Annotated in this window: 15 protein-coding genes; 12 read left to right on the forward strand and 3 right to left on the reverse strand. The window is 37.3% G+C overall.

Annotation, left to right across the window (positions count from 1 at the left end):
• The coding region (locus tag VLB74_RS11675; RefSeq protein ID WP_325203632.1) for a M4 family metallopeptidase at nucleotides 1-2281 on the reverse strand (2281 nt) is incomplete at its 3' end.
• Nucleotides 2282-2513: 232 nt separating this feature from the next.
• Here VLB74_RS11675 and VLB74_RS11680 point away from each other — a divergent pair.
• The 9 genes from VLB74_RS11680 (at nucleotide 2514) to VLB74_RS11720 (ending at nucleotide 11561) form a co-directional block, all read left to right on the forward strand.
• The gene (locus tag VLB74_RS11680; RefSeq protein WP_325203633.1) at nucleotides 2514-2969 is read left to right on the forward strand and encodes a MarR family winged helix-turn-helix transcriptional regulator; all 456 of its coding nucleotides are present in this window, start codon (nucleotides 2514-2516) and stop codon (nucleotides 2967-2969) included.
• A gap of 2 nt (nucleotides 2970-2971) precedes the next feature.
• Nucleotides 2972-3604, forward strand: a complete 633-nt coding sequence (locus VLB74_RS11685) for an NAD(P)H-dependent oxidoreductase (protein ID WP_325203634.1) — start codon at nucleotides 2972-2974, stop codon at nucleotides 3602-3604.
• 80 nt (nucleotides 3605-3684) lie between these two features.
• Nucleotides 3685-4257 carry a YceI family protein gene (locus VLB74_RS11690; RefSeq protein ID WP_325203635.1) on the forward strand — a complete coding sequence of 191 codons (573 nt, stop codon included), beginning with the start codon at nucleotides 3685-3687 and terminating at the stop codon, nucleotides 4255-4257.
• A 256-nt stretch (nucleotides 4258-4513) separates the two neighbouring features.
• Entirely contained in the window at nucleotides 4514-5083 is a 570-nt protein-coding gene (locus VLB74_RS11695; RefSeq protein ID WP_325203636.1) for an anthranilate synthase component II, read from the forward strand.
• A gap of 1312 nt (nucleotides 5084-6395) precedes the next feature.
• Nucleotides 6396-7019: a TetR/AcrR family transcriptional regulator gene (locus VLB74_RS11700; protein WP_325203637.1), complete on the forward strand. Its 624-nt coding sequence runs from the start codon at nucleotides 6396-6398 to the stop codon at nucleotides 7017-7019.
• A complete protein-coding gene (locus tag VLB74_RS11705) occupies nucleotides 7009-8322 on the forward strand; it encodes a TolC family protein (RefSeq protein ID WP_325203638.1) in 1314 nt (437 codons plus the stop codon). Before VLB74_RS11700 ends, VLB74_RS11705 begins: the two co-directional genes overlap by 11 nt.
• A 22-nt stretch (nucleotides 8323-8344) precedes the next feature.
• Nucleotides 8345-9424 carry an HlyD family secretion protein gene (locus VLB74_RS11710; RefSeq protein WP_325203639.1) on the forward strand — a complete coding sequence of 360 codons (1080 nt, stop codon included), beginning with the start codon at nucleotides 8345-8347 and terminating at the stop codon, nucleotides 9422-9424.
• A gap of 1 nt (nucleotide 9425) precedes the next feature.
• A complete protein-coding gene (locus tag VLB74_RS11715) occupies nucleotides 9426-11003 on the forward strand; it encodes a DHA2 family efflux MFS transporter permease subunit (RefSeq protein WP_325203640.1) in 1578 nt (525 codons plus the stop codon).
• A 207-nt stretch (nucleotides 11004-11210) separates the two neighbouring features.
• Nucleotides 11211-11561 (forward strand): hypothetical protein, encoded by a 351-nt coding sequence (locus VLB74_RS11720; RefSeq protein WP_325203641.1) that lies wholly within the window; start codon nucleotides 11211-11213, stop codon nucleotides 11559-11561.
• Here VLB74_RS11720 and yaaA read toward each other — a convergent pair whose 3' ends face one another.
• Nucleotides 11562-12320, reverse strand: a complete 759-nt coding sequence (gene yaaA, locus VLB74_RS11725; protein WP_325203642.1) for a peroxide stress protein YaaA — start codon at nucleotides 12318-12320, stop codon at nucleotides 11562-11564.
• A gap of 383 nt (nucleotides 12321-12703) precedes the next feature.
• Between yaaA and VLB74_RS11730 the strand changes: the two genes are divergently transcribed.
• Nucleotides 12704-13192 (forward strand): cupin domain-containing protein, encoded by a 489-nt coding sequence (locus VLB74_RS11730; protein ID WP_325203643.1) that lies wholly within the window; start codon nucleotides 12704-12706, stop codon nucleotides 13190-13192.
• Between the two features lie 84 nt (nucleotides 13193-13276).
• On the opposite strand, the gene glmM is transcribed toward VLB74_RS11730, so the two are convergent.
• Nucleotides 13277-14680 carry a phosphoglucosamine mutase gene (glmM, locus tag VLB74_RS11735; RefSeq protein WP_325203644.1) on the reverse strand — a complete coding sequence of 468 codons (1404 nt, stop codon included), beginning with the start codon at nucleotides 14678-14680 and terminating at the stop codon, nucleotides 13277-13279.
• Between the two features lie 248 nt (nucleotides 14681-14928).
• Between glmM and VLB74_RS11740 the strand changes: the two genes are divergently transcribed.
• Entirely contained in the window at nucleotides 14929-15513 is a 585-nt protein-coding gene (locus VLB74_RS11740) for an acyl carrier protein phosphodiesterase (protein ID WP_325203645.1), read from the forward strand.
• Nucleotides 15513-16178 (forward strand): DNA alkylation repair protein, encoded by a 666-nt coding sequence (locus VLB74_RS11745; RefSeq protein WP_325203646.1) that lies wholly within the window; start codon nucleotides 15513-15515, stop codon nucleotides 16176-16178. The genes VLB74_RS11740 and VLB74_RS11745 overlap by 1 nt, the downstream gene beginning before the upstream one ends.
• Nucleotides 16179-16241 lie beyond the last annotated feature (63 nt).

The raw sequence follows: 16241 nt of genomic DNA on the forward strand, positions 1-16241 counted from the left end.
TATTGTCAAGATAATTTCCAGATAATTTAGTCGCATAAACCTGTGATCCGGCTACTGTATTGCTCAATTTAGTTTTTGCTGATGTACCTCTTTCCCAAATTGTATTGGTTTTTCCTGATTCATCAACTGAAACCAAAGCATCCGTAGTTGCATTAAAAGTATTAACCACACCTACTGTACCATTGTCATTTACCGTTAGTATAACAGTTTTTGTATTATTAGCTGCATTACCATCACTTGTAACAGTGGTAGTTACGTTTAAAGAATGCGTTCCGCGAGTTAATCCGCTTACTGAAATAGGATAGTTAACAGAGGAACAGTTAGGTAAATTTCCAGTCCAAGTATTTGTTGTATTGGCACCACCGTCAACATTATATGAAACTGTTACAGATGAAATTGCCGCCGAACCAGCATTTTCAAATACAATCGATGCAGAATAAGGTGCCCCACAAGCAATACTTGATGAACCTGTAATAGTTTTAAGGGCAATATCGTTGGTTTGTCCAACGTAAGCACTACCAACATTCACAGCCATCCATGCATCAGTAACCGCTATAACTTCAGGACTGCTCGTGCAATATAATGAAGTTGCTACAGCAAGAGTTGCATTTCTTGCGTCTGTAAAAGTAGCGTTTGAAGTTAGATAATCTCTTTCTGCATAATATGCAATCTGGGAAGATTTTGTCATTCCAATACCCGTTACATTGTAGGTATCACGCGTAAGTATAGGAGCGTTATTCGTACCTGCTTTTCCAGCCGTTAATATATAAAACCAATGGTTGAAAACTCCACTATTATTGTGTACTCCACAATTGTCATTACCAGAACCCGGTGTACAGTTTCCATCATCAGCTGTTGTAGAATAATAAGTTCCTTTGTAAGTATCCGGATTACTTCTTGTGTTAGGATAACTCATAGAACGCAATGGAGTAGCAGACAATTCTTCACCAATTTTCCATACTGCCAAAGTCCCTGGAGAAGCAGTATCCTGACCTGCATTCAAGTTTCCAAATTTTGCATATTGCTCAATACATGCGCCCCAGATATCTGAAAACCCTTCATTCATGGCTCCTGATTGGTTTTGATAAGCCAAATTAGCAGTATATTGACAAACACCATGACCAATTTCATGACCAATTACATCGACTGATGTTAATGGGTTTCCACTTCCATCGCCATAGCGCATCACGCTTCCTGTCCATTGAGCATTAAACCAACCGGCACCTCCCGGAACATCATCAAAATGAACGTAACTTTTGATTTGCCCGTTATTATCATCAAAACTGTTTCTGTTAAAAGTATTCTTCCAGAAATCATATGTTTTCATTGCCCCCCAATGTGCATCCAATGCTGCATTGTCTTTATTGGTATTATTATATTCTGCAGCTGTCCAGTTGTTATCATTGTCCTCAAAATGAGTTGATGGCATCGTATTGGTTCTTGCACTATTATAAGTCACAATACCATTACCTCTTGTCATATCTTCAAGAACATATTTGTTTGAAGTTGTGTTCAGAGAGGTTTCAATGGTTCTGTTTCCGCTATACTTTGTATCTGCAGAAGCTGAAACCAACATCGATTTTTTACCTACAGTAATAGCCTCGATTTCGTCTGAATATGCTTTTATCTCTTGATTTGAAATCAGGCCATGAGCATGCTTAATAATAGGATTTCTGAATAAAATTCCTCCTGTAACAGCATCAACAAAAACCTCTTCACGAGAAATAGGCTCCATTGCGTAGATGTCGTATTTATAGGCTAATTTTACAACTCCTGTTTTAACGATTGGAAAAAGAACTAATTCACCCTCCGGTTTTGCATAGTCAACAAAAGCAGCTTGCTCCTGATCGTCCCAAACGTATTTTCTTGCACCTGTTGCATCAATTGCTTTTTGCAATCCTATTTCAGGAGAAATTCCCGGTACTAATGAAGTCTGTGAAGCATTATACAACTCCCCGTTCACAGAAACAGCTTGTCCGTCTCGGGAATGTATAATCAACGTACCAAACTCAATCTTAACACCTTTATAATACTGTTGAATCCTTTCGTGAGTCATTCCTGTTACATCAGAAGTAGTTCTGATGGTCTGATAGGAATTTCCTTTTTCCAGTTTATACAATTTTCCGAATTGGGCTATTGCATACTCTCTTGTGGATGGAGCTCCCAGAGTAAGGCTCTTTTGGTAGGCTGTCTCCCCGTCGTATTTATTTACGTCTTGAGCAGAAGCCCCTTCTAAAAACAATGCTGTCAGACAGATTGTAAATAAGTAATTGATTTTCATTCGTTTAAGTTGGTTTTAGTTAAGTCAGGTTTACGGAACGCAATATTAATAAAAATTTAACATTTTACATACGTTTCCATATTTTTTTTCAAATAATTAATTTAATATCACAAGATTAGTATAAGATTAGCACATGGATACCTTCTTTTATAATATTAACAAAAATTTAGCAACACATTTGTATATACAATTAAAAACATTACTACATTTGTATCGACAAATTAATCATCGTATGAAAATCGAAGAAATCATAAAATCGACAAAAGAATTAACTACGGCTAAAAAGACCGTGCTTAATATCTTCTACACGCAAAATATCGTTTCCGACAAATTTTCAGAAGTACTCAAACCTTATGATTTGTCTGGCGAACAATATAATGTATTGCGAATTTTAAGAGGACAGAATGAAAAAGCTGTGAATATGTGTGACATTCAGGAACGAATGTTAGCCAAAACCAGTAACACTACCCGATTGGTCGACAAACTTCTTCTAAAAGATTTGGTAACCCGCGAAGTATGTCCTGTAAACCGACGAAAAATGGAAGTTACCATTACCAAAAAAGGAATGCAATTGTTAACCGAACTGGATCCGAAAGTAGAAAACCACGAGCAGCTCTTTTCTAAAAATCTGACACAGGAGGAACTCGAGCAATTAAATAATTTATTAGAAAAATACAGAACAATTTAAATATGAGCAATTTTATAAAACATCAAAACTGGCGTTATGCCACGAAAAAATTTGATGCTTCCAAAAAAATATCGGAACACGATTTAGAAATATTAAGAGAAGCAATTCGGTTAAGTTCTTCTTCTTACGGTTTGCAACCTTATAAAGTAATCATTGTTGAAAACCCCGAATTAAGAGCGAAATTACAACCGGTGGCTTGGGGACAAACCCAAATTACGGAAGCCTCTCATCTGTTTATTTTTGCCAATATGATAAATTTAGGTGAAAAGGAAATAGATAAGTATATTGCCAACATAGCGGAAACCAGAGGAATTCCGGCTGAAAACCTGGCAGGTTACGGCGATTTTATGAAATCTAAAATTATATCTTTACCAAATGATGTAAAGAACAACTGGACTTCAAAACAAACGTATCTTGCACTTGGGAATTTACTGAATGCCGCAGCCGAACTTCAGATTGATGCTACACCAATGGAAGGATTCGAAGCAGAAAAAGTAAACGAAATACTCGGACTGAATGCGTTAGGACTGAATGCGTCACTAATTGCCACCGTTGGTTACCGCCATGAAGAAGATGCAACGCAGCATAATGTGAAAGTTCGTAAATCGAAAAAAGAATTATTCATTAATTTATAATTATAAATACTAATCAATAAACATAAATCAATAAACATAAATCAATAAACATAAATCAATTAACAAAAACAATTAAAATCATGAAACAATTAAAATCAATTGCATTGGCATTAGTAGTAGCTTTAGGAACATTGACAGCTACAGCTCAAACAACAAAAAAAGTAGACGTATCAAAAAGTAACATTGCGTGGGTTGGTAAAAAAGTAACCGGCCAGCACGAAGGAACTATTGCTCTTAAAGATGGTGCTTTAGTATTCAAAGGAAAAAAATTAGCTGGAGGTAACTTCACAGTGGATATGACTTCTATCAATGTAACTGATATGCCATCAGGTCAAGGAAAAGAAAAATTAGAAGGTCACTTAAAAAATGATGATTTCTTCGGATCTGAAAAATTCGCTACTTCAAAATTAGTTTTCAAAACTATTGCAGCAAAAGGAAAAGACACTTATACTGTTACGGCTGATTTAACAATCAAAGGAATCACAAACCCAATCACTTTTGATATGGTTGTTGCTGGTAACCAAGCTACTACTAAATTAATGATCGACAGAACTAAATATGATATCAAATACGGTTCAAAATCTTTCTTCGAAGGTATTGGTGACAAAGCTATCTATGATGAATTTGAATTGAATGTGACTTTAGCAATCTAATTTCAAAAAACAATAAACAGAAAGGCTGTCCGTAATGGATGGCCTTTTTTTATAAATACTCACCTCAAACCATTGAAATCATCAATCAGAATATGAATGAAAATACCATTTGGATTTATGGATTTTGATGGTAACTTTAACAACGCTATTAGGATTCGGACGTTTTTGAGTAAAAATCATCAACCACACTAGCTGACCGGAGCTGAAACCAGAGCACATTAAGATTATTAAAGCAAAATACAGGAAGTCAATAAAAATGAAAAAAATAGTAGTCATCGATAATTACGATAGTTTTACCTATAATCTGGTTCATTATCTGGAAGATCTGAACTGCAATGTCACTGTTTTCCGAAACGATGAATTCTATATTGATGAACTGAAAGACTTCGATAAAATCTTGCTTTCCCCAGGACCCGGAATACCAGATGAAGCCGGATTATTAAAAGAAGTCATAAAAAACTATGCCACCACTAAAAGCATACTTGGCGTTTGCCTCGGTCAGCAGGCCATTGCCGAAGTTTTTGGCGGAAGTTTAACCAATCTTGAAAAAGTATACCACGGCGTTTCAACCAAAGTTAAAATTACCGTTCCCGATGAAACCCTATATCAAGGCTTACCCAATGAAATTGAAGTCGGGCGCTACCATTCATGGGTAGTAAATTCAGTTGATTTTCCGGATGCACTTGAAATTACCTCAACCGATGAAAACGGAGAAATCATGTCACTCCGCCACAAAACCTTGGATGTTCGCGGGGTACAATACCATCCCGAAAGCGTTCTTACCCCGAACGGAAAAAAGATCCTTGAGAATTGGGTGAATTCGTAGATGACAACCATTAATATTTAAAAATTTAGGGGAATAAACCGTCAATTTATCAGGGCGGAGCGACAGGAATCTGAATACTTATTCCGACTTTTTGACGATTATCTTGGGCGTTACCACAAGGGTCGGGCTGTACACTGTATCTTTTTACGGTCATTTCGAGAGCCTCAACGACCATAAAAAGGATGCCGTTCCCATTCCTAACGCAGGCACAAAACATTAAAAATCGGATAGAACAACCATCAGATTTTTGGAAGAAAAGAAGTTACTTTCCACTTGTTTTACACCCGGATTTTCCAACCTCAACGATACGGTTTTCACAACTGAAAAACTCGAAAAAGTAGTGTCGACATGATAAAAATTCACCTCATTTTTTTGCGATATACAGGTGACCAAACAAACAATTCAAGAGAATTCAACTATCGTTTTGGAAGCCAAAATACCCTCAAAATTGCTTATTAAACAATTCGAAAAACATCAAAAAACGATCAAAATTCAGCTCCTTATTATTCGATATTTTAATCCGATTTTATAGTTTGGAGTAGAAAGAATTATATAAAAAAACACTCAAATCAACATTAAAAAACCCATCATTTCGGACCCTCATTTTAAGGTTTTCAAAGATGCTTTTTAAGCGATTTTCAACCAAAAAAACAGTAAAAAACACTTCGTTAATTTCTTCCAAAATCCTGAAAAATTCATTCGAAAAAAACTAAAATTACAGAAATTTCCATCTGAAAGAAGATTGGTTTGAGTAGTGAAGTAAGTCAAAATTCTTTTAGAAAAACACGACAAAACCTCTTCAGAAAATAGACAAAAAACAGCTGAAAAAACATAAAATTATCCGCATCTAAATCTCAAAAAAGAAATATTTTCAGAAGCAACAAAACATCAAAAAGGAGTCGTTCTCGGAAATTCGCCTATAAATTAACTCAAAAACAACGAAATACTAAGTATTGAAAATTTAACTAAATAATTCATTTAACATAACAATTATAAAATACTGGATATTAAATATTTAAATATTTACTATAGATTTTATTTATACATAAAAAAACCACTTTTCAAAGGCTTAAAAAGTGGTTTATCTTTCCATTCGACTCTTTTTTTAGTCAATTTTTCATTCGATAAAACTACACAAATTATTCAATCAAAAAAAGGATTAAGACAACATAATTTTTACTCACCTACTCTACCAAAAATCATCAAAAAATCAATCAAATTTAAATTGTTAAAAAAAAGTTAAATCACATTTAAACAAACGTTTAATTTAAACAAGCGTTTAATTTTGCGTCGTAATTTAAAATCAAAGAAAATGACCGATTTTAATGATAAGCAAATTGAGATTCTTCACGTAACAGAAAAGCTGTTTTCGGAACATGGTTTTGACGGAACTTCGATTCGTGATATTGCCAAAATTGCCAACATCAATATTGCGATGATTTCGTACTATTTCGGTTCAAAAGAAAAGCTTTTAGAAGCGTTACTTATTTATCGTATTTCGGACTTGCGTCTGCAGATGGAAAACTTGTCCCGTGAAGACCTTACCCCTTTTGAGAAAATCGACCGCCTTATTGAACTATACATAAAAAGAGTTCATGCCAATAAAGGAATGTACCAAATCATTCATTTTGAAATCTCATCCAAGAAAAGGGAAATCAACTGCGAAGCTTTCAACGAGGTAAAGAAATACAACCTTCAGATTTTGGAAAACATTATTGAGGAAGGTCAAACGCAGGGACTGTTCGCCAAAAATATAAATGCGACTTTAATCCCTCCAACGATAATGGGAACTTATTTTCATTTTCAGATGAATAAACCTTTTTATTCCGATCTGCTGCATTTAAACTCGGAGGAGGAGTACGACAACTACATAAAAACTGAAGTGGTAAATCACATACAAAAAACAATAAAAGCCCTTTTAATCTATGAAAAGTAATACTATCAGGCTGGGAATTTTCTTCTTGCTTGGCATTTCTTCCGCAGTGGCGCAGGAGAAAAAAAACATGACGCTTGAAGATGCTATTCAGATGGCAACTTCACAGAGCAACGAAGCCAAATTAGCTGACACCAAAGTGTCCACGAAAGAATTCGAGATGCAGACGGTTAAAAACAAGCAATATCCCGATGTAAAAATCAACGGACAATTGCAGCGCCTTACCAATGCCGATGTGGATTTCAAAATGGGAGATCCATCTCAAGGCGGAACTACCCCCGATGTGCACCAGCTTATTTTAGGCAATGCATCGGCATCACTTCCTGTATTCGCCGGTTTTAAAATCCAAAACAGCATTAAAGCCTCAAAAAGTCTGTACGAAGCGGAACAATTCTATTCAAAGCAAACCAAAGAAGATGTTGCCCTACAGGCCGTAAAACTCTACGTAACGCTGTATAAAGCACAGGAAAATGAAAAAATGATTCAGGAAAACATCAAAAGAGCCGAACAGCGTGTTGTCGATTTTAAAGCGATGGAAGAAAACGGACTGATAGCGCGAAACGACTTATTAAGAGCACAATTACAGGTTTCCAATTATCAGATTGCCCTTGAAGAAGCACGAAAAAATAAGAGTACGGTAAATTACCAACTGGTAACGCTTTTGAAATTGCCCGAAGAAACAAAAATAAATCCCGATTCTGACACTTTTAAGAAGCAAACATCTTTTGATACACCTTCTAACGATATTTCCGGCAGAAACGATTTAAATGCAATTCGAATGCAGCAAAAGGCCGCCGAAACAAACGTTAAAATAGCAAAAGGGAACTACCTGCCTACTTTGTCGTTATCGGGGGGCTACATTGGTTTTGATTTGCAAAACACACTCACCGTGACCAATGCTATGAACTTCGGTGCCGCACTTTCTTACGACCTGTCTTCCCTTTTCAAAAACGGAAAAGATGTCAAAGCCGCTAAAAGCAAAGCAAAAGAAACACAAGAATCATTGGAGATAATGACCGATCAGGCAAAAATCCAGATTCAGCAGGCCAATGAAAATTACCTTTTAGCTCAAAAACAAAACAAAGTTTTCGAAGAAGCCGTTGTACAGGCCGCTGAAAATTTCAGAATCGTAAAAGACAAACACGACAACGGTTTGGCCGATACTGACGAATTATTAGAGGCAGACGTACAGCAATTGCTTTCAAAAATCAACGAATCCTCTTCAAGAGCCGATATCATTCAGAAATATTATGAAGTCTTGGCGGCTTCCGGCAAACTAACCTCATCAACATCAACCAAAAAATAAACAAATTACACTTATCATGGAAATGGAAAAGAAACCAGCAAATAAAAAATTTATACTAATTATCAGCTCTTTAGTTATTCTTGGAGGTGTATATGGTACTTTCAAATACATGCATGGTCAGGCACACGAAGAAACCGATGACGCCCAGATCGAACAAAACATGAATCCTATCATACCGCGAGTGGCAGGTTACGTATCAAAAGTTTACATCAAAGACAATGACTTTGTAAAAAAAGGCGACACCCTTTTGGTAATCGACAACAAAGACTTTTTGGTTAAAGTTGATGAAGCTAAAGCAGCGTTGGCCGTAGCCGAAAATTCCCTTGAGGTTTCAAAAGCAGATGTAAGTGCCACTGCGGCAAACATTTCAATTTCAGAAGCTACAATTCAATCTAATTTGGGAAGCATAGAAGCAGCTAAAATTCGTTTGGGAAGAGCTACCAATGATTTTGAACGCTATTCGAATCTGTATAAGAATCATTCCATTACAAAACAGCAGTATGAACAGGCTTTGGCAGCCAAGCAGGAAGCCGAGAAACAAGTTGAAATCCTTCAACAGCAACGTAATGCCAGTGCACACCAGCGTGAAGCTGTAGTTTCAAAAACCAATGTAGCTAATAAACAAATCGGTGTGGCAAACGCCAACGTAAAACGTGCCCAATCGGTTTTGGATGCTGCGATACTTAACTTAAGTTATACCGTAATAACAGCTTCTGTAGACGGTCAGGTTTCAAGCGTAGATGTACAGGCCGGTCAAATGATACAGCCGGGTCAGTCTTTATTTTATATTGTAAACAGTACAGATACTTGGGTTATTGCCAATTTCAAAGAAACGCAATTGAACAAAATGAGAATCGGGCAAAAAGTGACTTTAAAAGTAGACGCTTATCCTGATACTGATTTTGAAGGTGAAGTAAATTCATTCTCTCCTGCAACCGGATCCAAATTTTCAATTTTACCTCCGGACAATGCAACAGGTAACTTCGTTAAAACGATTCAGCGCTTACCGGTTAAAATAAAATTATCCGCAAACAACAATGCCGAAAAAGTAAAATTATTACGTCCGGGAATGAATGTGGAAGTAGATGTTCACGTAAAATAATATGACAACACAAGCAGAAGATTTAGTAGAATATGGCTTTCGAAGAGTCATCATCACAATTACGGCAGTACTTTGTGCGCTGTTGGAAATTGTAGATACTACTATCGTAAATGTAGCCCTGAACGACATGAAAGGTACTTTGGGAGCTACGCTGACCGATGTTGCCTGGGTGATTACCGCTTATGCCATTGCCAATGTAATCATCATTCCGATGACGAGCTGGCTTTCGCAGCAATTCGGAAGGAGAAATTATTTTGCGGCTTCCATTATCATCTTTACCGTTTCATCTTTCCTTTGCGGAAATGCGTCTAACATTTGGGAACTGGTATTTTTCCGATTCATTCAGGGAATGGGTGGTGGTGCCCTTTTGGTAACCGCACAAACCATTATCACCGAAAGCTATCCGGCCGCAAAACGCGGAATGGCACAGGCAATTTACGGAATGGGTGTAATTGTGGGACCAACGTTAGGGCCGCCTCTTGGAGGATATCTGGTGGATAATTTTTCATGGCCTTATATTTTCTACATCAACATACCGTTGGGAATCATTGCGACCATTTTGACGCTTTCTTTCGTGAAGAGTCCGAAATACGGCGAAAAACTAAAAGCTAATCAGGTCGATTGGTGGGGAATCATATTTTTGGCTTCCTTCATCGGATCTTTGCAATTTGTTTTGGAACACGGTCAACAGGACGATTGGTTCGAAGATATCACAATAGTCATCCTTTCAATAGTTTCATTTTTCGGATTGATTTTATTCATCTGGCGACAGCTCACATATAAATACCCAATTGTAAACCTTCGGGTGCTTCAGGACCAAAATCTCCGCATCGGAACCATAATGTGCTTTATTTTAGGTTTCGGATTGTATGGATCAACCTTCATAATCCCGATTTATACCCAGGCTATGTTGGGATGGACAGCCACTGACGCAGGCTTATTACTGATCCCGAGTTCAATCATGACGGGAATCATGATGCCGATTATCGGAAAAATGATTCAAAAAGGAGTTCCACAGGCTTATCTGGTAGCTATAGGATTCATGATTTTCTTCGGATTTACTTTTTGGATGTACAGCATAATGACGCCCGATACAGGATCGGAACACATGTTCTGGCCATTAATTTTGCGCGGAATGGGACTTGGTCTTCTTTTCGTACCTATTACCACTTTGGCCCTGTCAACATTACACGGAAGACAAATCGGAGAAGGTGCCGCTTTCACTGGAATGATGCGACAGTTGGGAGGTTCCTTCGGAATTGCCATTATCACAACGTTTATTTCCCGTTTTACGCAAAGCCACCGTGTAAACCTCATCGCCCATCTGGATTCTACAAAATTTGAAGTTCAGCAACGAATTCAGCAGCTGCAAATGGGTTTCATGTCGAAAGGCTTCAGCGCAAGCGAATCGTTGGACAAAGCTCATAAAGCCATTGAAATGTCGGTAATGCAGCAAAGCACCGTACTTTCCTATATGGATGTCTTCCTTTATTTAGGCATCATGTTCCTGATCTGTATCCCGTTTGTACTGTTAATCAAGCGAGGAGGCGGAAAAGTAGATATGTCGAATGTTCATTAATTTAAACATAGTTGTTATTTGATTAGGAAACTCTGAACAGTAATTGTTCAGAGTTTTTTTATTTGTTTTTCGTTTGGTCGTTTTTTTCTTCATTTAATCGATTTGCAAAAAAAACGACTATAATTTAACCTAATTTTAAACTTCAATTAAAATTCATTTCGTTGTCAATCAGTCGTTTACAAATTATTAATCAAAATTACATTCATCATGGGCATCTTTACTAACGGGGACAGAAGAATTCTAAAAGAATTTTTAGCGAAAAGTGAACATAATTGTCACGACATCGAAAAGGAAATTGATGAGTTTTTAATAGACTTACAGGCAGAGTATGAAGAAAACAGTTATGTTATGAATGAATTTTCCGAATTTGTAAACGAACTTCGTGAAAAACTTCCTCCTTCCGACGCAAATAAGCTTATGGAATTCTCTTCAAGATTGGCAAGAGTTAAACGTTGTGCCCGTAAAGGCGTGGAAGCACTGCGCGAAATCGCAAGGGATCAAAGAAAAATGACACGAGAAACTTTCCGCGACTATGAGGAATATTTACATTTAGGATAATTATCGAGTAAAAACCAACGTATTTCCTTTACTTAGATTTTCATCAAACTTATACCCTTCATAATTGAATCCTTTCAAGTCCTGAAGGGTTTCTGCATTTGTATCAATGATGTAGCGCACCATCATTCCCCTGGCTTTCTTTGCAAAGAAGCTTATCATTTTTAGTTTACCGTCTTTATAATCCTTAAATTCAGGAGTAATTACAGGCACTTTTAAAGCTTTTACATCGACTGCCGAAAAATATTCATTACTGGCAAGGTTAAGGAACAAATCATCTTTTTTCAGGTCCTTATTCAGTTCTTTGGTGATTTTCGTCTTCCAGAATTCATACAGGTTTTTGTTTTTTCCGATTGGCATGTGCGTACCCATTTCCAGACGGTAGGGCTGAATTAAATCCAAAGGCTTCAGAAGGCCGTACAAACCGGAAAGTATGCGGAGTTTTGTCTGTAAAACATCAAATTTTTCAATAGGAAGGTTGTAAACATCCAGACCGTGATAAACATCCCCATTAAAAGCGTAAACTGCCGGACGTGCATTTTCGGGGGTAAAAGGTGTTGCCCATTCCTGGTTGCGCTGCCAGTTCAAATCGGCCAGCTTATCCGAAATATCCATTAATTCCATAAGCTGCTTTGGTTTCTTTTTCTTCAACACTTTATGTACCGAATTAGCCTCTTTTAAAAAGCACGATTCGGTAAATTGACTTGTTGGCAATTCTTTTTCAAAATCCAATGACTTAGCCGGAGAAATAACGATTTTCATTCTTTGTTTTTTAATGGTTTTCAAAAGTACAAATTCCAATTATAAATCCGCATAGGATGATATTGATTGTACATATTCTCATATCAATGAAAACGATGCCGAATAATTTCTTCACGGAAGCCATTTCCAAAAAAAAACAGAGGGTAAAAAACGTAAACCTAAATAATATCCTGAATTCTTTTTAATGTTTTTTTCATTTATCAAACTTAAACATCAGCATTAAACAACTGATTTTCAAGTTAAATCAAGTTTTATCCTTAACTTTACAGGTCGGAAACCAGTTGGTTTTTAGCTCCATTTTCGCACACCATTCATACACTTATTATGCTGGAAGTGAATGTATTTTTAAATTAATTAGAATTACAAAAAATAAAAATGGAAAAATGAAAACAACGCAAAAAATTGCTGTTTTGATATTGTTGAGTATCTTCAGCGTAGTTCTTAAGCTTCAAGCGCAAGACGTGAAAATGCCTGTTGAACATATCATGGTTATGCCCAATGACATTAAATGGTCAGACGCTCCTCCAGCTTTCCCTCCTGGCGCTAAAATAGCGGTAATAGAAGGCGACCCAAAAGCGGCAGCATTATTTACCATGCGCGTTAAAATTCCGGCCAATTACATGATAATGCCGCATTGGCACCCTGCAGACGAACATGTTACTGTCATAAAAGGATCTTTTTATATGGGACTTGGGGATAAATTTGATAAAAAAACCGCAAAAGAGATTCCAACAGGCGGATTTGCAGTAATGATTATGGGAACTCACCATTTTGCATTTACTAAAGAGGAAACTATCGTGCAAATACACGGAATGGGGCCTTGGGGAATAACCTATGTTAATCCTGCCGACGATCCAAGAAATAAGAAATAGAAAATAAAATTCAATTCCGAAAACAAAAAACCCTGAGCGCTTACTCAGGGTTTCTTTTTATATCGGTACTGAAATAGGTTCAGATTATATCCCGGCAATCTGCTTCAGCTCACTAACAAAACGTTCCGCTAAAACATCTGCAGCATTTTGCGTTGGTGCTTCCGTATAAATTCGGATAATCGGCTCGGTGTTGGATTTTCTCAAGTGTACCCATTCCGTTGGGAAATCGATTTTCACTCCGTCTATTGTTGAAATATTTTCAGAAGCATATTTTTCAGTCATGGCTTTCAAAACGGCATCCACATCAATTTGCGGCGTAAGCTCAATTTTGTTTTTGCTCATGAAATATTGTGGATAAGAAGCTCTTAACTCGGCAACCGTCATTTCCATATTTGCCAAATGCGTCAGGAATAATGCCGTACCTACCAAACTATCGCGTCCGTAATGACTTTCCGGATAAATGATTCCGCCATTACCTTCACCACCTATAATCGCATTGGATGCTTTCATCAGTTCCACTACGTTCACCTCGCCTACGGCACTTGCCTGATAACTTCCGTTATGTTTTTCTGTAATATCCCTTAAAGCTCTTGAAGAAGACATATTGGAAACCGTATTCCCCGGAGTTTTGCTCAATAAATAATCGGCAACGGCTACCAAAGTATATTCTTCGCCAAACATTTCTCCGTCATTGGAAATAAATGCCAAACGGTCTACATCAGGATCTACAACAATTCCGAAATCGGCTTTTTCTTCTACGACCAATTTACAGATATCACCCAAATGTTCTTTTAAAGGCTCCGGATTATGAGGAAAATGACCGTTTGGTTCGCAGTATAATTTTACCACTTCCACGCCCATTAGCTCCAGTAATTTCGGGATTATGATTCCGCCCGAAGAATTCACACCATCAACAACGACTTTGAATTTTCTTTTAGCAACTGCTTCAGCATCCACTAAAGGTAAATTCAGCACCTCATCGATATGAATATCCATGTAGGCATCATTTTCGGTTATTGTTCCTAAACTGTCCACATCCGAAAAATCAAAAGCTTCTGCTTCGGCAATTTCCAGGATTTTAGCACCATCGGCACCATTTAAAAATTCACCCCTTGCATTCAATAACTTCAAAGCATTCCATTGTTTTGGGTTATGGGAAGCCGTTAGGATAATTCCGCCGTCTGCACCTTCCAAAGGAACCGCCACTTCTACTGTTGGTGTTGTCGACAAACCTAAATCGATTACATCAATTCCGAGACCGATAAGCGTATTTACAACCAGATTATGAATCATAGGCCCTGAAATACGGGCATCACGACCGATTACCACTTTAAGTTTGTTATCCGGACGTAAAGAAGAATCAACATTTTGTTTTAAGAATGTTCCATAAGCCGAGGCAAATTTCACGGCATCAACCGGTGTAAGGTTATCTCCCACTTTTCCCCCAATGGTTCCACGGATTCCTGAAATGGATTTTATTAAAGTCATAGTATTAATTACGGATTTTAAATTACGAATTACAAATATATAAAAGGTACTGAGGCATTGAGGCATTGAGGTGCAAAGTTTTTTTTAAAAAAACAACCCATTAAGTATGCTTCTTTATACTGATAAATCTTTTTTAGAACCTTAACCTCTCAAAATCTTAAAGCCTTGCAAAAAAAGCAATATAATCAAATAAGTTTCTTTATATTTACAACTGCCTCAGTTCTTTAACCATTTTAGTACCTTGTTAAATGAACTTTTTAGCACATATCTATCTTTCGGGCGAAAATGATCTGATAAAAATCGGAAATTTTATTGCAGACGGTATTCGGGGCCATGACTACGAACAATATCCGCCGGATGTGCAGAAAGGCATTTTACTGCATCGTGCCATTGATACTTTTACCGATGCACATCCTGTTTTCCGTCAGAGCAAACACCGGCTGCATGAAGGATACGGACATTATTCCGGTGTGATTATGGACATCTTCTACGATCATTTTCTCGCTAAAAACTGGGCGAACTATTCGAATGAAAACCTTGAGACTTATGCGGAACGTTTTTATGAATCACTTCGGGTAAATTATGACTGGCTTAATTCAAAAACCCAAAAAATGATGCCTTATATGATTGCCCGAAACTGGCTGGCGAGTTATGCCACCGTAGAAGGCATTGGCATGATTTTATTTCAGATGGACCACCGCACCAAAAACAGGGTTTCCATGCAGAATGCCGTGAAAGAACTGGAACAATACTACACCGAATTCGAATCTGAATTCACCGCTTTTTTTGAAGAATTACGCGCTCATGCGCAACAAAAAATGGCTATTTTATAATGAATTTCATACTTGAACTGGAAAAAGCTTTCCGTGAAAACGCATCTACCGCAACGGCTGCACCAATGGAAGCTTACATGAAAAACAATTTTCCTTTTTTCGGAATCAAAACCACACCACGAAGAGAAATCCTGAAAGAACTCTGGAAGACCCACAAAGAAGAAATCAGGCAAAATAGCAGAGCCATTGCTGAGGAATTGTTTTCAAAAAACGAACGGGAGTTTCATTATTGCGCCATCGAAATTCTGATAAAAGAGCTCAAAAAGAACTATATCAAAGACGATATTACAATAATCGAAAAAATGATCATCACTCATTCGTGGTGGGACAGCGTTGATACAATTGCCAAATTCATGTTGGGAAATTACCTTGAACTGTTTCCGGAAGAAAGACAAAAGATCGTGTCGAAATTTTCCTCTTCCGATATTATGTGGCTCAACCGTTCTGCCATCCTTTTCCAATTGGATTACAAAGCGAAAACCGATGCCGGATTACTGTTTTCAATCTGCGAACAACACAAAGATTCTAAGGAGTTTTTCATTCAGAAAGCCATTGGCTGGGCCTTACGCGATTATAGCCGGTTCAACCCGAAAGGTGTTACTGAATTTGTAAACAAAACCGACTTAAAGCCGTTCAGCAAAAGGGAAGCAATGCGTAATTTATAGTTTTCTCAAAACAATTTTATGATAAAAATAGCGTATTTTAGCTGTTTGCCTGTTTGAAATACC

The organism is Flavobacterium sp. (assembly GCF_035456225.1).
GTDB lineage: Bacteria > Bacteroidota > Bacteroidia > Flavobacteriales > Flavobacteriaceae > Flavobacterium.